17 protein-coding genes and 1 pseudogene are annotated in these 16,880 nt (G+C 71.9%); 9 read left to right on the forward strand and 9 right to left on the reverse strand.

The genetic code is table 11. The annotated features are described in order from the left end of the window. Positions 1–2 precede the first annotated feature (2 nt). Positions 3–1,364 carry a cobyrinate a,c-diamide synthase gene (locus ACFU5O_RS27240; RefSeq protein ID WP_384244563.1) on the forward strand — a complete coding sequence of 454 codons (1,362 nt, stop codon included), beginning with the start codon at positions 3–5 and terminating at the stop codon, positions 1,362–1,364. Positions 1,365–1,378: 14 nt separating this feature from the next. Here ACFU5O_RS27240 and ACFU5O_RS27245 read toward each other — a convergent pair whose 3' ends face one another. Continuing rightward, entirely contained in the window at positions 1,379–2,122 is a 744-nt protein-coding gene (locus ACFU5O_RS27245; RefSeq protein WP_384244564.1) for a ZIP family metal transporter, read from the reverse strand. A gap of 47 nt (positions 2,123–2,169) precedes the next feature. Here ACFU5O_RS27245 and ACFU5O_RS27250 point away from each other — a divergent pair, with 47 nt between their 5' ends. The 3 genes from ACFU5O_RS27250 to cobC are packed head-to-tail and all read left to right on the forward strand — an operon-like array spanning position 2,170 to position 4,582. Then, the gene (locus ACFU5O_RS27250) at positions 2,170–2,727 is read left to right on the forward strand and encodes a cobalamin biosynthesis protein (protein ID WP_384244566.1); all 558 of its coding nucleotides are present in this window, start codon (positions 2,170–2,172) and stop codon (positions 2,725–2,727) included. Beyond that, positions 2,724–3,530, forward strand: coding sequence for a sirohydrochlorin chelatase (locus ACFU5O_RS27255; RefSeq protein ID WP_384244567.1), 807 nt, complete (start codon positions 2,724–2,726; stop codon positions 3,528–3,530). The genes ACFU5O_RS27250 and ACFU5O_RS27255 overlap by 4 nt, the downstream gene beginning before the upstream one ends. Further along, the gene (cobC, locus tag ACFU5O_RS27260) at positions 3,527–4,582 is read left to right on the forward strand and encodes an Rv2231c family pyridoxal phosphate-dependent protein CobC (RefSeq protein ID WP_384244568.1); all 1,056 of its coding nucleotides are present in this window, start codon (positions 3,527–3,529) and stop codon (positions 4,580–4,582) included. Before ACFU5O_RS27255 ends, cobC begins: the two co-directional genes overlap by 4 nt. A 132-nt stretch (positions 4,583–4,714) precedes the next feature. On the opposite strand, the gene ACFU5O_RS27265 is transcribed toward cobC, so the two are convergent. From ACFU5O_RS27265 to ACFU5O_RS27275, 3 genes and pseudogenes are all read right to left on the reverse strand, one after another. Further along, positions 4,715–5,644, reverse strand: a complete 930-nt coding sequence (locus tag ACFU5O_RS27265; RefSeq protein ID WP_384244570.1) for an SCO1860 family LAETG-anchored protein — start codon at positions 5,642–5,644, stop codon at positions 4,715–4,717. Positions 5,645–5,972: 328 nt separating this feature from the next. Beyond that, a complete protein-coding gene (locus ACFU5O_RS27270; protein WP_384244658.1) occupies positions 5,973–7,058 on the reverse strand; it encodes an amidohydrolase family protein in 1,086 nt (361 codons plus the stop codon). Positions 7,059–7,121: 63 nt separating this feature from the next. After that, positions 7,122–7,565 (reverse strand): annotated as a pseudogene (locus ACFU5O_RS27275) (hypothetical protein); the annotation flags it as partial. A 300-nt stretch (positions 7,566–7,865) separates the two neighbouring features. On the opposite strand from ACFU5O_RS27275, the gene ectA reads away from it, so the two are divergent. Genes ectA through thpD form a run of 4 tightly spaced genes read left to right on the forward strand, consistent with a single transcriptional unit; the run spans position 7,866 to position 11,004 of the window. Continuing rightward, positions 7,866–8,369, forward strand: coding sequence for a diaminobutyrate acetyltransferase (gene ectA / locus ACFU5O_RS27280; protein ID WP_384244571.1), 504 nt, complete (start codon positions 7,866–7,868; stop codon positions 8,367–8,369). 23 nt (positions 8,370–8,392) lie between these two features. Next, on the forward strand, positions 8,393–9,661 hold the full coding sequence (ectB, locus tag ACFU5O_RS27285) for a diaminobutyrate--2-oxoglutarate transaminase (protein ID WP_384244573.1): 1,269 nt from the start codon (positions 8,393–8,395) through the stop codon (positions 9,659–9,661). A gap of 50 nt (positions 9,662–9,711) precedes the next feature. Then, entirely contained in the window at positions 9,712–10,110 is a 399-nt protein-coding gene (locus ACFU5O_RS27290) for an ectoine synthase (RefSeq protein WP_384244574.1), read from the forward strand. Positions 10,111–10,113: 3 nt separating this feature from the next. Further along, positions 10,114–11,004, forward strand: coding sequence for an ectoine hydroxylase (thpD, locus tag ACFU5O_RS27295; protein WP_384244575.1), 891 nt, complete (start codon positions 10,114–10,116; stop codon positions 11,002–11,004). Positions 11,005–11,065: 61 nt separating this feature from the next. Here thpD and ACFU5O_RS27300 read toward each other — a convergent pair whose 3' ends face one another. After that, entirely contained in the window at positions 11,066–12,145 is a 1,080-nt protein-coding gene (locus ACFU5O_RS27300; protein ID WP_384244576.1) for an alkene reductase, read from the reverse strand. A gap of 155 nt (positions 12,146–12,300) precedes the next feature. Between ACFU5O_RS27300 and ACFU5O_RS27305 the strand changes: the two genes are divergently transcribed. Beyond that, positions 12,301–12,861, forward strand: a complete 561-nt coding sequence (locus ACFU5O_RS27305) for a MarR family winged helix-turn-helix transcriptional regulator (RefSeq protein ID WP_384244577.1) — start codon at positions 12,301–12,303, stop codon at positions 12,859–12,861. Here the strand turns inward: ACFU5O_RS27305 and ACFU5O_RS27310 are convergent. The 4 genes from ACFU5O_RS27310 to ACFU5O_RS27325 all read right to left on the reverse strand — a co-directional run bounded on the left by ACFU5O_RS27310 (position 12,810) and on the right by ACFU5O_RS27325 (position 16,869). Then, positions 12,810–13,856 carry an aminotransferase class V-fold PLP-dependent enzyme gene (locus ACFU5O_RS27310; RefSeq protein ID WP_384244578.1) on the reverse strand — a complete coding sequence of 349 codons (1,047 nt, stop codon included), beginning with the start codon at positions 13,854–13,856 and terminating at the stop codon, positions 12,810–12,812. The two genes, ACFU5O_RS27305 and ACFU5O_RS27310, sit on opposite strands and share 52 nt — an antisense overlap. 41 nt (positions 13,857–13,897) lie before the next feature. Then, complete coding sequence (locus ACFU5O_RS27315; RefSeq protein WP_384244579.1) at positions 13,898–14,623, reverse strand: DsbA family oxidoreductase; 726 nt, start codon at positions 14,621–14,623, stop codon at positions 13,898–13,900. Positions 14,624–15,427: 804 nt separating this feature from the next. Beyond that, positions 15,428–15,778, reverse strand: coding sequence for a hypothetical protein (locus ACFU5O_RS27320; protein WP_384244581.1), 351 nt, complete (start codon positions 15,776–15,778; stop codon positions 15,428–15,430). Positions 15,779–16,263: 485 nt separating this feature from the next. Further along, positions 16,264–16,869 carry a DUF1349 domain-containing protein gene (locus ACFU5O_RS27325; RefSeq protein WP_384244660.1) on the reverse strand — a complete coding sequence of 202 codons (606 nt, stop codon included), beginning with the start codon at positions 16,867–16,869 and terminating at the stop codon, positions 16,264–16,266. Between the last annotated feature and the right edge of the window lie 11 nt (positions 16,870–16,880).

The following is a 16,880-nucleotide window of genomic DNA, read 5'->3' on the forward strand; positions in this document are numbered from 1 at the left end:
AAGTGGTAGCACGTCTCGTCATCGCCGCACCGGCTTCGGGCAGCGGCAAGACCACCGTCGCGACGGGCCTGATGGCGGCCTTCACGGCGAGCGGTCTCGCCGTGTCCCCGCACAAGGTGGGCCCCGACTACATCGATCCTGGCTATCACGCACTGGCCACCGGCAGGCCCGGCCGCAACCTCGACGCCTACATGTGCGGCACCGACCTGGTCGCGCCGCTCTTCGCGCACGGCGCGCGCGGCTGCGACCTGGCCGTGGTCGAGGGGGTGATGGGGCTGTACGACGGCGCCGCGGGCCAGGGAGAACTGGCATCCACCGCGCAGGTCGCGAAGCTGCTGCGGGCCCCGGTGGTGCTGGTGGTGGACGCGTCGTCGCAGTCGCGGTCGGTGGCGGCCCTGGTGCACGGTTTCGCGTCGTGGGACCCGCAGGTGCGGCTCGGCGGTGTGATCCTCAACAAGGTCGCCACCGACCGGCACGAGGCGCTGCTGCGGGAGGCGCTGGAGGAGTCGGGGGTGCCGGTGCTGGGGGTGCTGCGGCGGGCGCCCGCCGTCAGTACGCCGTCGCGGCATCTGGGCCTGGTGCCGGTGGCCGAGCGCCGGTCCGAGGCCGTCGACGCCGTACGGGCGCAGGCGGAGCAGGTGCGTGCGGGGTGCGATCTGGAAGCACTGCTCGCGCTGGCACGGAGCGCTCCGCCGCTGGCCGAGGAACCCTGGGACCCGGCCGTCGGCGGGCACCCGGCCGAAGGTCCTCGCCCGGTGGTCGCGGTGGCGGGCGGCGCCGCGTTCACGTTCTCGTACGCCGAGCACGCGGAGCTGCTGAGCGCCGCAGGCGCGGAGGTGGTGCCCTTCGATCCGCTGCGCGACGAAGAGCTTCCCGCGGGCACCGGAGGCATCGTCATCGGCGGCGGGTTCCCCGAGGTCTACGCCCCCGAGCTGTCGGCCAACTCCCGGCTGCGCAAGGCGGTCTCCGAACTGGCGCGGGCGGGGGCGCCCGTCGCCGCGGAGTGTGCCGGGCTGCTCTATCTCGCACGCTCACTGGACGGCAGGCCGATGTGCGGGGTGCTGGACGCCGACGCGCGGATGTCGGAGCGGCTCACCCTCGGCTACCGGGACGCGGTGGCCGTGAGCGACAGCGTCCTGGCCGCCGCCGGGACACGGATGCGCGGACACGAGTTCCATCGCACGGTCATCGAGCCGGGCGCCGGACCCCGGGCGGCGTGGGGCCTGCGGCAGCCGGAGCGACGGGTCGAGGGCTTCGTACAGCAGGGCGTGCACGCGAGCTATGTGCACACGCACTGGGCGGCGGTGCCGGAGACGGCGCGCCGGCTCGTCCTCAGCTGCGCGCAATGGTCCGGGCGGGAGTGAGCCGGAGCCGGGCGTCATTCCGCCACGCCCGTCACGAGCCAGACGAACGCCACACCCCCCACCGTGCACAGCAGCGTGGTACGGGCAGGGTGCCGGTGGTGTGCCTCGGGAAGGATCTCGGCCGCCGCGAGATAGATCAGTACGCCCCCGAAGAGACCGAGATAGCTGCCCAGCAGTTCCTGCGGCATCGTGAACAACAGGGTCGAGGCGGCGCCGACGACGGGTGCGAGCGCGGCGGCGAAGAGCATGCCGAGGGCCTTGCGGCGGTCGTTCCCGTACAGGCTGGTGACCGTGTACGTGTTGAAGCCGTCGGCGAAGTCGTGGCTGACGACGGCGAGCGCGACCGCGGCTCCCATGCCCTCACCTGCCTGGAAGGCCGCGCCGATCGCGATGCCGTCCATGACGCTGTGGCCGACCAGGGCCGAGGCCGCGGCCATGCCCGCCTGAGGCGAGCGGTGTTCGTGGTTGTGCCGAAGGCCGTTGTACGCGCCGTGCGAGGCCTGACGGCCCGCCAGCATGCGCTCCACCAGGTGGGCGAGGAGAAATCCGCCGACGAACAGCAGCAGGGCCTGTGGCACGCCGAACACCTCGTGGCCCGCCGCGTGCAGCGCCTCCGGCAGCAGATCGAGGCCCGCCACGCCGAGCATGAGACCGCCCGCGAGGCCCAGCACGAGGTGCCGCCGGTCGGTCACACGCTGAGCCGCCCACCCGCCGGCCAGCGTCATCAGGAACGCGCCGAGCGCGACGAACACCGCCATGCGCTCTTGCTAGCGGATGCACCCCCTCCAGTGGCGGGTGCCACGCCATGAGCGCCCTTGTCGTCGGTGTCGGCGCGCGCCGAGGTGCGCCGCCGGAGGAGGTGCTCGGTCTGATCCGGGCCGTGCTGCGGGAGGCCGGGGAGGGGGCCGGCCCGGTGGTCGCCCTGGCGACGGTGGACGTCAAGGCGGACGATCCGGGGATCGCCGGGGCCGCCGCGGCGCTCGGTGTACCCGTGCGGACCCATACGGCACGGGAGCTGGCCGCGGTGGCGGTGCCGCACCCGTCCGGGGCGGCGCGGGACGCGGTGGGCACCCCGTCGGTGGCCGAGGCCGCGGCGCTCGCGGGCGGCGGTGAACTGCTCGTACCGAAGCGGAAGTCCGGGACGGAGGGGCGACCTGGCAGGGTGACCTGTGCGATCGTACGCCTTCCGGATGCCCCGGTTCCGGAATCGGCCGTGTGCCGGGCGACAGGCTCCGGCACGAAGCCGGCGCCGCCGACAGGGGACACGGCACGGGCACCTGCCCGGCGTGGATCCGGTGACGCTGGACATGATCGCAACTGGCAGCACAGGCACCGCCGCCCCGCCCCCGAGGAGAACGTATGACTTCCCCGCCGGCACTGCTCATCGCCGCCCCCGGCGCCCGGCACGACGCCGAGGCCGCGGCGTTCCGGGACTTTGTCGCGCTGCTGGGCAGCCGCCACCCGGAGGTGCCCGTCGCGGGTGGTCTCATCGGCGCCGACCGGTGGCCGGTGGCCGAGGCGGTGGACGAGCTCGTCATGGCGGGCGCGAGCCGGATCGCCGCGGTCTCGCTGGCGCTGCTTCCGGACGCGCGGGCGGGCGAGGGCATGACCGACGCGCTGGCCGCGGTGCCCGCACAGCACCCTGGGGTCTCCGTGGCGCGGGGCCGCGGGCTCGGCCCCGAACCGGCGCTGCTCGCCGTACTGGAGCAGCGGCTGGACGCGGCGCTGGGCACGGGCGCGGCGGGCCGTACGCCTCGGGACCGTGCCGGCGTCACCGTGCTCCTCGTGGCCCCGGGCTCGACCGAACCGGGAGCCAACGCCGAGGTGCACCGGGCGGCGCGACTGCTCTGGGAGGGGCGTGGGTACGCCGGGGTGGAGACCGCGTTCGTGTCGTCGGCCGCGCCCGATGTGCCGGCCGGGCTCGACCGGTGCGTCCGGCTCGGGGCCCGCCGGATCGTCGTGCTGCCGTACGTGCTGTTCGACGGCGGTCCGGTGGAGCGGGCGCGGCTGCACGCGGAGGGCTGGCAGGCGGCGCATCCGGAGACCGATGTACGGTTCGCCGAAGTGATCGGTCCCGTGGGCGAGTTGGCCGATCTGGTCATGGAACGCTACCGGGAGGCAGTGTCCCGTACCGCTCCGGCGGCCTCATCGGCAGGACGACCATGACCTTGCACACCGACGGCCACGATCTGCGCCACCACGGCGACGCGGAGGTACGGGACGGGCGGCTGACCGATCTCGCGGTCAACGTCCGTACCGGCACTCCCCCGGACTGGCTGCGCGAGCGCATCGCCGACTCCCTGACATCGCTCGCCGCCTATCCCGACGGGCGCGCGGCGCGGGCGGCCGTCGCCGCGCGGCACGGGCTGCCGGCGGAGCGGGTGCTGCTGACCGCCGGGGTGGCAGAGGCGTTCGTGCTGCTCGCGCGGGCGCTGAAGGTGAGCCGTCCGGTCGTGGTGCACCCGCAGTTCACGGAGCCGGAGGCGGCCCTGCGGGACGCCGGGCACGCGGTGACCCGGGCGGTGCTGCGTGAGGAGGACGGCTTCCGGCTGGATCCGTACGCCGTGCCCGAGTCGGCCGACCTCGTCGTCATCGGCAACCCGACGAACCCGACATCGGTCCTCCACCCGGCCGCCGCGATCGCCCGGCTGGCGCGGCCCGGGCGGATTCTCGTGGTGGACGAGGCGTTCATGGACGCGGTGCCGGGCGAGCCGGAGGAACTGGCGTCGCGGACCGACCTCCCGGGGCTCGTGGTGCTGCGCAGCCTCACCAAGACCTGGGGCCTGGCGGGGCTGCGGATCGGCTATGTGCTCGCGGCGCCGGAGACGATCGCGGTGCTTGAGCGGGCACAGCCGCTGTGGCCGGTGTCGACCCCGGCCCTCGCGGCGGCGGAGGCGTGCGTGTCGCCGCGGGCGCTGGCAGAGGCGGCGCAGGCGGCACGGCAGGCCGCCGCGGACCGGGCGCATCTGATGGCCGGTCTTGCGGAGTTCGACGAGGTACGTGTGGTGGCGCGCGCCGAAGGACCGTTCGTGCTGATCCGCATGGAGCGAGCCGACGAGGTACGCGAGCGCCTGCGCGGACTGGGCTTCGCGGCCCGGCGCGGTGACACGTTTCCGGGCCTGGACCACCGCTGGCTCCGCGTGGCGGTCCGCGACCGCGCCACGACGAACCGCTTCCTGCAGGCGCTCGACCAGGCCCTGACGATGGTGGGCGGCTGAAGGACCACCGGGGACCGCCGTTCGCTCCGGCCCGCCGGACGGAAGGCGGGGCCGGGTGGCTCCGGCGCCCGGCCCGGGGTCGCCTGCCACCCGGGCGCGCCCTCCACCGTTCGCCCCGCCCCCGGGTCCGCGTCAGTCGCGGGCGCGGCGGCGGGCCAGGGCCACCGCGCCGGCGCCCGTGGCGAGGAGCGCGATCGCGCCGGCCGCGGCGTACGGGGTCGAGGTGCTGCCGCCGGTGACCGCGAGGCTTTCCGAGCCGGAGGACGCGGGCTCGTCGACACCCGGCGCTGCCGGCTCCACGCCCGTCTGAGGCTTCACGTCCGCCGGGCCCGCCGGCGCGGGGCCGGGCGCCTCGCATGTCGCCGCCGCCAGCGTCACGGCGCCCTCGACCTCGGCGACGTTCAGCTTCAGCGGATTCACGGACACCTTCAGTTCGAGGGCGGTCGCCGCGGCCGTACGCGAAGTCGTCTCCGTGCGCGACAGGTCGAGTGCGACGTCGCCGACGCCGGGAACCTCCACGCGGGTGGTGCCGCCCGCCGTCAGCGTGACCTTCTTCCCCAGGACCCTGACGGTGCCGAGCACATTCGACTCGGCCACCGGTTTCCCGCCCGCCACGCAGACCGCCCGCGCGGTGACCTTCTCGACCTCGATCAGCGAGAGCAGCGGCAGCCCGGGCACGTGCACCTTGGCATGGGCGAGGGTCGTGCTGCCCTCGGCCTTCTCGCGGTCCGCGGTGGCCTTCGCGCTCGCGACGTCGGCTCGCAGCACATTGAACGGCCGCCCCTGGTCGACACCTTCCACCTGAACGGTGAGCGCCGTCTTCTCGGCGCTCACGGGCGCCTGGACCTCGTTGAGGGAGGTCTTCAGCGGCACGTGGACCGTCTTGTTGAGCAGGGAGACGTCGAGACCGGTACGGAGGACGACCGCGCTCGCCCGCCCGTCGCTGCCGCCCGTGGCGTGGGCCGGAGCGGCGAACGCCAGGGGCGCTGCGGCGGCCAGCGCGACAGAGGCCGCCGCGGCTGCGGAACGGCGTCCGGGCATGCGGAAGGTGTTGCTGTTCACGGTGGTGGAACCCCCACAGGAGACATGACATCGCCGGGCCCGCCCGCCACGGGGACTCGTGCACGACGGAGGCGACTGAGAACACCCGAATACTTACGCACCGAGAGTGAACCGGCAGACACCTGCAGTGAGTTCACTCCAAAGTGAGGTTTCCGCGCCAGCGTTCGATTAATGGGGTACGGGTGTTCCTGGAAGCCGCCCTTTCGGAGGGGGCGCCGGGGCGTACGCCGGTCGACCTCGGTACGGCGCAGGCAAGGGCACCAAGGACGTCCAACGAGCCGCGCATGCCTCGCGTCGCCCCCGGTCAACCGGACGTCCGGCCCGTGAGTCAGGCCACCACGTGCCCGTTGACGATCACCCGCCGCGGCGATGCCAGCACCCTCACATCCGCCCGCGGGTCAGCCTCGTACACCACGAGATCGGCCGGCTCCCCCTCTTCGAGCCCGGGCCGCCCCAGCCAGCCGCGCGCGCCCCAGGCCGTCGCCGAGAGCGCCTCGACCGGCGGGATGCCGGCCTTCACCAGCTCGGCGACCTCCGCCGCGACGAGCCCGTGCGGCAGCGAGCCGCCCGCGTCGGTGCCGACATAGACGGGGATGCCCGCGTCGTACGCCGAGCGGACGGTGTCGTACCGGCGCTCGTGCAGTCGGCGCATATGGGCGGACCAGCGCGGGAACTTCGCCTCTCCGCCGTCGGCGAGCCGCGGGAACGTCGCGATGTTGACGAGTGTCGGGACGATCGCGACACCCCGCTCCGCGAACAGCGGGATGGTCTCCTCCGTCAGTCCGGTCGCATGCTCGACGCAGTCGATGCCCGCCTCGACGAGGTCGCGCAGCGAGTCCTCGGCGAAGCAGTGCGCGGTGACCCGGACGCCCAGCCGGTGCGCCTCCGCGATGGCCGCCTCGACGGCTTCGCGTGGCCAGCAGGCGCCCAGATCCCCCGCCTCGCGGTCGAGCCAGTCGCCGACCAGCTTGACCCAGCCGTCGCCGCGCCGCGCCTCCCGCGCCACGTACGCGACCAGGTCGTCGGGCTCGATCTCGTGGGCGTAGTTGCGGATGTAGCGACGGGTACGGGCGATGTGCCGGCCGGCCCTGATGATCTTCGGCAGGTCCTCGCGGTCGTCGATCCACCGGGTGTCGGCGGGCGAGCCCGCGTCCCTGATGAGCAGCGTGCCCGCGTCCCGGCCGGTCAGCGCCTGCTTCTCGCTGGTCGCCTCGTCCACCGCGCCGTGCTGGTCGAGCCCGACATGGCAGTGGGCGTCGACCAGACCCGGGAGCACCCATCCCTCGACGGTCCGCGCCTCACCCGACGGGCGCCGGTACGTGATCCGCCCACCGACCACCCACAGTTCGTCGCGCACCTCCTCCGGCCCGACGAGCACCCGCCCCTTCACATGCAGCACCACGTGATCGCTCATGAGCAGCACTCTACGAGCCCTGCCCCAGGGTCGATCGAGGACCGTAGAGAACCTCCGTTTTCGAATGATGAGGAGTTGCGCGACGGGGCCACCTCGCCTGGATGTGGCGGCACGGGACTCGGGCACGACGCTCAGGGTGAGCCCGATGGTGATCAGCGCCAGCGGGATGTTGATCCAGAACACCCACCGCCATCCGAGTGAGTCGACCAGCAGTCCCCCGACAACCGTCCCCAGCGCAGGCTGAGCCCGGTCACGCTGCCCCGCACGCCGATCGCGCGGGCGCGCTGGACAGGGTCGAGGAAGGTGAGCATCGCGCCGCCCACCGCGGCCACGGTGCTGAACGCGATCAGCCGTGACGCGGTGCGGTCCTCGCCGGCGGCGCTGGGTGCGGGCCCTCGCCGGATACGGCCTGGAAGCCGATCCGGAGGATGCTCGCCGCGCCCCGACGACGCCTGGCGGAAGTAATGTCCGACACCCCGACAACAAATAAATAGCGCATGAATTCATGAATGCGGGGAGCTACTTTATCGTAATTAGCTCCCCGCATTCTTCTGCCCCGTTTCCCGGACCCTAAACGCCAAAGTTTCAACAAGATCGAACGTCCCGTTCCGGGCGCATTCCGCAGGCGTTTCCAGTGTGTGACGCATTCCACAGCCAAGATCTTTCGCCCGATAACTCCCACCCAAATGGGGAGAGTTCGGCATCGACTCGCGCGGCGCCCGCCCGCGCGCGATAACACACTTCGACCCTCCACCCAACCCCCCTCCTCGATGCAATCTGCGAATTTGCTCGGTAAATTCAATTCGCATGACCACCGCACTGAGCATCGACAGCCCACGCGTGGAGGACGGAGCCGCGATCTGGCGAATAGCCCGCGACTCCGAGGTCCTGGACCTGAACTCCTCGTACAGCTATTTGCTGTGGTGCCGCGACTTCGCCGCGACCTCCGCGGTGGCCCGCGGCGCCGACGGTGAACCGATCGCGTTCGTCACCGGCTACACCAGGCCGGAGAGCCCGGAGACGCTGGTCGTCTGGCAGGTCGCCGTCGACGAGGCGCACCGCGGCCACGGCCTCGCCGGGACGCTCCTCGACGCGCTGACCCGTCGCGTAGCCGCCTCGCACGGCGTCCGCGCGATCGAGACGACCGTCACCCCGGACAACACCGCGTCCGACCGCCTCTTCACCTCGTACGCGGCCCGGCGCGGCGCGTCACTGGAGCGTGAGGTGCTCTTCGACGGCGGGCTGTTCCCCGAGGGAACCCACCAGCCCGAAGTGCTGTACCGCATCGGCCCGATCACTGTCACCGTCTGACCCCCACATCAGGAGAGACCGCTGTGACCATCACCCCGCCCGCCCTGAGTGTCTTCGAGACCCTGGAGTCGGAGGTGCGCAGCTACTGCCGCGGTTGGCCCGCAGTGTTCGACCGCGCGCAGGGCGCCCGACTCACCGACGAGGACGGCCACACCTATCTCGACTTCTTCGCCGGCGCAGGATCACTCAACTACGGCCACAACAACCCCGTACTGAAACGCGCGCTCCTCGACTACCTGGAACGCGACGGCATCACCCACGGTCTGGACATGGCGACGACCGCCAAGCGCGCCTTCCTGGAGTCCTTCCAGAACATCGTGCTGCGACCGCGCGATCTTCCGTACAAGGTGATGTTCCCCGGCCCGACCGGCACGAACGCCGTCGAGGCGGCGCTCAAACTGGCCCGCAAGGTGAAGGGCCGGGAGTCGATCGTCTCGTTCACCAACGCCTTCCACGGCATGTCGCTGGGCTCGCTCGCCGTCACCGGTAACGCCTTCAAGCGGGCGGGCGCCGGTATACCGCTGGTGCACGGCACGCCGATGCCGTTCGACAACTACCTCGACGGCCAGGTCCAGGACTTCCTCTGGTTCGAGCGACTGCTCGAGGACCAGGGCTCCGGCCTCAACAAGCCCGCCGCGGTCATCGTCGAGACCGTGCAGGGCGAGGGCGGCATCAACGTGGCCCGGCCCGAGTGGCTGCGGGCGCTCGCCGACCTCTGCCGGCGCCAGGACATGCTGCTCATCGTCGACGACATCCAGATGGGCTGCGGCCGCACCGGTGCCTTCTTCTCCTTCGAGGAGGCGGGCATCACCCCGGACATCGTCACCCTGTCGAAGTCCATCAGCGGCTACGGACTGCCCATGTCGCTGTGCCTGTTCAACCCGGAGCTCGACATCTGGGAGCCGGGCGAGCACAACGGCACGTTCCGCGGCAACAACCCGGCCTTCGTCACCGCTGCCGCCGCGCTGGACACCTACTGGGCGGACGGGCAGATGGAGAAGCAGACCATCACGCGCGGTGAGCAGGTCGAGCAGACGCTGCTCTCGATCACCGACGAGAACTCGGCCGACGGGGTCGACTTCCGCGGGCGCGGGCTGGTCTGGGGTCTGGAGTTCGCCGACAAGGCCCGGGCGAGCGCCGTCTGCGCCCGCGCCTTCGAGCTCGGTCTGCTGCTGGAGACCTCCGGCCCGCAGAGCGAAGTGGTGAAGCTGCTGCCGCCGCTCACCGTGACACCCGACGAGCTGGACGAGGGGCTTCGTACCCTCGCGCGTGCGGTCCGAGAGACCGCCTGAGCTCCCACGGACCGTCCGAACACCCGAAGCAGGAGAGGAAGCGCACCACCGTGATCGTCCGATCGTTCAAGGACATCGAGAACACCGACCGGCACGTCAGGTCGAAGTCCGGCACCTGGGAGAGCAAGCGCATCGTGCTCGCCAAGGAGAAGGTCGGCTTCTCCCTGCACGAGACCGTTCTGTACGCGGGTACGGAGACGTCGATGTGGTACGCGAACCACATCGAGGCCGTGCTGTGCGTGGAGGGCGAGGCCGAGCTCACGAACGACGAGACCGGCGAGTCGCACTGGATCGAGCCCGGCACGATGTATCTGCTGGACGGCCACGAGCGTCACACGCTGCGTCCCAAGACCGACTTCCGCTGCGTATGCGTCTTCAATCCTCCCGTCACCGGACGGGAGGACCACGACGAGAACGGCGTCTACCCGCTGATCACCGAGGAGGGCTGAGCCATGACCACCGCGATCACCGATCTCTACCCGACCCGCGGCGCGGCCGAGACGGCCGTCCCCCGGCAGGACCCGGTGGTCTGGTCCCCGCCGGGGACGCCGGGCCCCATCGCCCCGTCGGCGTTGCAGTCGTACGAGCGCGACGGGTTCCTGGCGATCGAGGAGCTGATCACTCCGAACGAGGTCGCGGTCCACCGCGCCGAACTGGAGCGGCTGGTCTCCGACCCGGCGATACGGGCCGATGAGCGCTCGATCGTGGAGCCGAAGACCCAGGACGTGCGCTCGGTCTTCGAAGTGCACCGGATCAGCGAGATCTTCGAGGCTCTGGTGCGCGACGAGCGGCTGGTCGGCAGAGCGCGCCAGATCCTCGGCTCGGACGTGTACGTCCACCAGTCCCGGATCAACGTCAAGCCGGGGTTCGGGGCTTCGGGCTTCTACTGGCACTCGGACTTCGAGACCTGGCACGCCGAGGACGGTCTGCCACGGATGCGGACGGTGTCGGTCTCCATCGCGCTGACCGAGAACTTCGACACCAACGGCGGGCTGATGATCATGCCCGGGTCGCACCGGACGTTCCTCGGCTGCGCGGGCGAGACGCCGAAGGACAACTACAAGAAGTCGCTGCAGATGCAGGACGCCGGTACGCCGTCGGACGAGGCGCTGACCGCGTTCGCTCAGCGGCACAGCATCCGGCTGTTCACCGGGAAGGCCGGCTCGGCGACCTGGTTCGACTGCAACGCGATGCACGGCTCCGGGGACAACATCACCCCGTACCCGCGCAGCAATGTCTTCATCGTCTACAACAGCGTGGAGAACGCGGCGCAGGAGCCGTTCGCGGCGCCGGTGCCGCGGCCGTCGTTCATCGGGGCACGGGACTTCACTCCCGTCCGGTGATCTCGCGGCGGTGAGCGCCTCCGAGCGGGGCCCGGGGATCTTCCCCCGGGCCCCGGTCGCGTCAGGCGCCGAGCGCCGGGTAGTCGATGTAGCCCTTGTCGCCGCCGCCGAAGAAGCTCGTCGGGTCGGGGGTGTTGTAGGGGCCGCCCGCCCTCAGCCGGGCCGGCAGGTCCGGGTTCGCGAGGAAGAGCGCGCCGTACGACACGATGTCGGCGACGCCGTCCTCGATCAGGGCGAGCTCGCCGGGGCCGGTCGGTCCTTCGGTGGCCGCGTTGAGGACGACCGTTCCTGAGAACTCCTTGCGCAGGTCGAGCGTCAGGGGCCGCAGTGCGGGCGTGGCCTCCAGGATGTGCAGATACGCGAGGTCCAGGGGCTCCAGCTCCCGTACGAGCGCGAGGTAGACGCCCTCGGCCTCGTCGAGGGGCTCGGCGATGTCGTTGTACGGGTTGGTGGGCGAGATCCGGATCGCGGTCCGCGCCGCACCGATGGCCTCGACGACGGCCTTGGTGGCCTCGACGGCGAAGCGGATGCGGGCCTGCGCGGAGCCGCCCCACTCGTCGGTGCGGCGGTTGGTGTTCGGCGAGAGGAACTGGTGGATCAGATAGCCGTTGGCACCGTGCAGCTCGACCCCGTCGAAACCGGCGTCGACCGCGTTGCGGGCGGCAGCGGCGAAGTCGGCGACGGTGGCCCGTACCTCGTCACCGGTCAGCTCGCGCGGGGTGACGAAGTCGACGAGGCCGTCGTGGGTGTAGAGCTGCCCTCCAGGGGTGACCGCTGAGGCGCTGACGGGGGCCAGCCCGTCCGGCAGCACCGACGGGTGGCTGATCCGGCCGGCGTGCATGAGCTGGGCGAAGATCCGGCCGCCCTTGGCGTGGACGGCATCGGTGACCCGGCGCCAGGCCGCGACCTGCTCCTCGCTGTGCAGACCCGGGGTGTTGGGGTAGCCCTGGCCCACGGCGGAGGGCTGGATCCCTTCGGTGATGATCAGGCCGGCCGATGCGCGCTGGGCGTAGTACTCGACGGTGGAACCGGTCGGGCTGAGGCCCGGGCCGAAGGCACGGCTGCGGGTCATGGGCGCCATGGCGATGCGATTGGCGAGCGGCGTACCGGACAGGTCGATCGGATCGAAGGCACTGGTCATGGGAACTCCCGGAGACAGACATAGTTGGTCGGCCAAGGAAATGCGGCGAGCCTACTGTAGCGCATTGTTTGGCCGACCAAGGTAATCTGGCCGGAAGTGGATGTGGGAACGTCGGAGCAGCCCGAAGATCCGCCGGAAAGTCCTGAGGAGGCCCGATGACGCCCGAGGCCGACCCCGCCTGTCCCAGCGAGCGGCTGCCGTCCCTTGCACGCAGCGGCCCGGTGAGCCATGCCCTCACACGGGTGGCCCGGCTCCACCGCATCGCCGCGGGCAAGGCGCTCAGGCAGGCCGGGCTCTACGCCGGGCAGGAGACGGTGATGATGCGTCTGTGGCAGTCCGGGCCCGTGCGGCAGTCGGACCTCATCAGGATGTGCGAGCTCGACCCGTCGACCATCACCAAGATGCTCCAGCGGCTCGAGCAGTCAGGACATGTCCGCCGCTGCCCGGACCCGGCGGACCGGCGGGCGGTGCTCGTCGAGGCAACGGAGGACAGCTGCGCGCTGTACACCGATGTGACACGGACCTGGGGCGAGCTGGAGGAGCACACGCTCGCCGGGCTCGACCCGGCCGAGCGCGCCGAGCTCGGCAGACTGCTGGCCAGGGTCGAGCAGAACCTCTGCACGGAGACGGCGGACTGCCCGGGCCCGGCGGCCGGACCGGCCGCTCAGCCGGAGAGCACGTCGAGCGCCCTGTCGACGTCCGCCTCCGAGTTGTAGAGGTGGAACGAGGCCCGCAGATTGCCGGCGCGGGCCGATACGACGACCCCGGCGCGGGCGAGCCGGGGCTGCCGCTCACCGAGGCCGGGTACGGCGACGATGCCGGAGTCACCCGGGACGGGCGAGTGACCGAGTTCCACCAGTCCCGCCCGGAAACGCGCCGCGAGTGCGGTGTTGTGGGCGTGGACCGCGTCGACCCCGATCTTCTCCAGCAGCGGAAGTGACTGCTCGGCCGCGTGGTACGCGAGGAACGACGGCGGCTCGTCGTAGCGCCGGGCGGACCGGGCGAACTCCTCGACGGGCCCGTACGTGCTCCCCGACGGGTCCTCGGCCGCGAACAGACCCGCGTGTGCCGGGACCAGCGACTCCTGCGCCGCCTCCGTGACGGTGAGGAAGGACGCGCCGCGCGGGCAGAGCAGGTACTTGAACGCGGCGGTGACGGTGTAGTCGTACGCCCCGGCGTCCACCGGCAGCCAGCCCGCGGCCTGGCTGGCGTCGAGCAGGACGCGTGCACCGTGGGCGGCCGCGGAGGCACGGACCGCAGAGAGGTCCGCGATCCGGCCGTCGGCGGACTGCACGGCGGACAGGGCGACCAGCGTGGTGCCGGGTCCCACGGCGCCGGCGATCCCGTCGAGCGGCGCATACCGCACCTTCAGGTCTCCCCGGGTGGTGAAAGGGGTGACCATGGAGCTGAACTCCCCCTCGGGAACCACGACTTCGGCACCGGCAGGGAGCGAGGCCGCGATCAGCCCCACATGGACGGCGACCGAGCCTCCGGTCGCGACGCGATCCGCGGACACGCCCACCAGACGGGCGAAGGAGGCTCGGGCCGCCTCGACGGACTCGGAGCTGCCCGAACCCTCCGGGCGGCCGTCGGCGATCTCCTGTGCGAGCTTTCTGACGGCCTCGACCGAACGACGCGGCAAGAGACCGCAGCTGGAGGTGTTCAGATACGTCGACGTGGGCGCGAACTCGGCGCCTCCCAGGGTTTCCATGCATCCAGACCCTACGTCGCACCGCCGTGCGGCGGGGGTGATCAGCTTTGCGGCTGAACCTCACACGCTCCGTCGGCGTCACAGGCCGGGCCCGCTTCCGCGGCGCCGGGCGTGGCCAGCGGTGCGGGCCCCCGGCTCTGCCAGGCCTGCTCCAGGGCACGGGTGAAGACCTCGGCGGGCTGTCCGCCGGAGACTCCGTAACGGCGGTCGAGGACAAAGAACGGCACGGCGTTCGCGCCGAGCTCCGCGGCCTCGCGCTCGTCCGAGCGCACCTCGTCGGCGTACGCGTCCTCGTCCGCCAGGACCGCGCGGGCCTCGTCGGCGTCCAGCCCGGCCTCCACGGCCAGCTCGACGAGCACCTCGGGGTCGAAGACGGACCGTTCCTCGGCGAAGTTCGCCCGGTAGGCAAGGTCCAGCAGCTCTTCCTGGCGGCCGTGGGCCCGGGCGAGGTGGAGCAGCCGGTGGATGTCGAAGGTGTTCCCGTGGTCGCGGCCCTCGGTGCGGTAGCCGAGGCCCTCCGCCCGCGCGTTGGAGGCGACGTGCTCCTCCATGGCTCGGGCCTCTTCGAGGGTGCGGCCGTACTTCTTCGCGAGCATGTCGATCACCGGCGCGGTATCGGCCTTGGCACGGTTCGGGTCGAGCTCGAAGGAACGGTGCACGACCTCGATCTCGTCGCGGTGGGCGAAGGCCGCGAGTCCCTTCTCGAAGCGTGCCTTGCCGATGTAGCACCAGGGGCAGGCGATGTCGCTCCAGATCTCGACGCGCATGTGACTGATTCTCTCTTCGCTCGTGCGGGCTCGCGGGCGCGGAGGCGCCCTCCGCTCACGCCTGCAACGCGCGAACGGTCCGGCTCATTCCGTGCCACCGGCGGTCACGTCCAGGGGCAAGGACCAGATGGGTGCCGGCACGCGGCCCGTCCGGGGCGGGGCTGCACCCGGGCCGGGCGTAGAAGCTCCGGGCCCGCAGATTGTGTTCGAACACCTCCAGGCGGGCCGTGCGGACACCGGGCTGCCGCCATGCCTCGGATCCATGCGGTGTGCAGAGCGCTGCCGATACCGCCGCTCCACCGGCCAGGGTGGACATGGAGCTGGGCGGGTTTCATCACTCCGCCGGCCTCGCGGTACGCGGCGGCTCCGGCGACCTCGCCGTCCCGCTCGGCGCAGAGCCCCGCACCGTCGCCGATCGCACGCGCCCAGGGCCTCTCGTTCGGATCCTGCCGGGCTCGCGTTGCCCTGGCGCCGCACCTCGCGCGTTGTCGTCGGTCGCCGACGTCCCCAGCTACCGCTGGGAGGTGCCCCCACCACGTGGGCTCCTTCCTCCGCCTTGCGACGCTCGCCGCCGGACCCCGCTCACCGATCCGGCCCGGTCCGAACGGAAGACCCCAGCCCTCGCGGCTGCGGGCGGTCTCGGCAGGGCCCGCGTACCTCTCCTCCGCGAGACGGCCGCGGTAGTACGTGGCGCGGGAGGCAGATGGCGTCCAGGTCGGCGACAACAGCCCCCTGCGGGCCCCGGGCCCCGCGGACGCCCCGGTACCAGCCGCGGACGGCCGGCACCGGGGTGGGCCGTCCGGCTCAGCCGAAGAAGACGACCGAGCGCAGCTTGAGGCGGTCCGAGCCGTGCCCGCCGTGCGGGCGCAGCGGGAAGGAGTGGCCGGTGCAGTCCGGTTCGGTGAAGACCACGGCCACCGCGTCGGTGTCGTTCCGCGGCGCGAAGGCGGGCACGGAGGACCCCGGGTCCGCGACCTCGGGGAGGGCGACGCACTCCCGGCCGGGGAGGTCGGTCAGAACGGCCCGCTGCGGCCGTCCGTCCAGGCCGACGAAGCTGTACGAGAACTCACCTTCCGCCGCGTGGGCCGGGATGGGCAGGGTCAGGACCAGCGTGAGCGCACCGAGGGCAGCCGCGACGGAGTGACGAAGTCGCATGGGGAGAGCTCCTTTTCCAAGGCGTACGGAACGCCTGAGGCCTTCCACCCGCCCGCGGTCACGGCACCCGGATCGTCTGCGGAAACGATCACTTGTCGTCAGTTCGGAGCAACGGTCACCTCTCCCGGTGACGCCCTGACCGGACCTCGGCCGGGTCCGGTCCCCCGGCGCCACGCAGGGAGTGTCGGGACGCAGAGCCGTGTTCGGGCCCGAATGCCTGGGCGGAGGCGAACTCCGTCGCACGGCCGGTGCGGACGACTGCGACCGTCAAGAGCGGCACGCCCGTCGCACGGCCGGTACGAACGACTGCGACCGTCAAGAGCGGCACGCCCGTCGCACGGCCGGTACGAACGACTGCGACCGTGAGGAGCTGGCGCGTCCGTTTCGCCGGCGGCGGGCCCGCCGTGGTCGTGCACCGCCGGCGAGAGCGCGGTGACGGGGACGGTCTCACGCGCCGGGTCCCGGACACGGCACCGTGTCTGCTGTCAGGAGCCGTCCCGCAGGCCCTGCGGCCAGCTGGGCCTGAACTCGATCCGGTCGAAGGCGACGACGCAGCCCTCGCCGACCGGGGACTGGGCCATGAAGCCGACGAGCGCGGCCTCCGCCTGCTCCCGGCCGCCGAGCGCGAAGATGCGGACGAAGGTCCAGCGGTCGCCGTCCGCGGATGCGTGGAAGGCGAAGGCGCCCGCGGTGCGGCTGATCCGCAGCCAGGCGCTGTCGCCGTCCACCATGAAGGAGTTGGCGTCGTCGGAGTGGCCACGGGTGACGACCGTGCAGATGGCCGGTTTGTCCGGGGACAGCTCCAGGCAGAGTTTGGCCCACTCGCGCTCGCCGACGTGGAGGTAGAGCACGCCCGCGTCGAAGGCGGCACCGAAGCCGACCTTCACGCGGGCGATCAGCTGGAAGTCGCCCTCCGGCGCGCCGAGAAGCCGGGGTGCGTCGGACGCCGGGTCCAGGGCCTCGCCGGTGGGCGGGACGAAGCGGTCCTGACGTGCCCCCGCCCAGCCGGTGAGCATTCCGTCCTCGTACGACCAGTCGGCGTCGGGTCCGTACGGCCGCAGCGGGAAGGGTAGTTCGGGCAGGGTGATCACGTCGGTCACGC

Origin of the sequence: Streptomyces sp. NPDC057445, from assembly GCF_042802855.1 — a bacterium.
Lineage (GTDB): Bacteria > Actinomycetota > Actinomycetes > Streptomycetales > Streptomycetaceae > Streptomyces.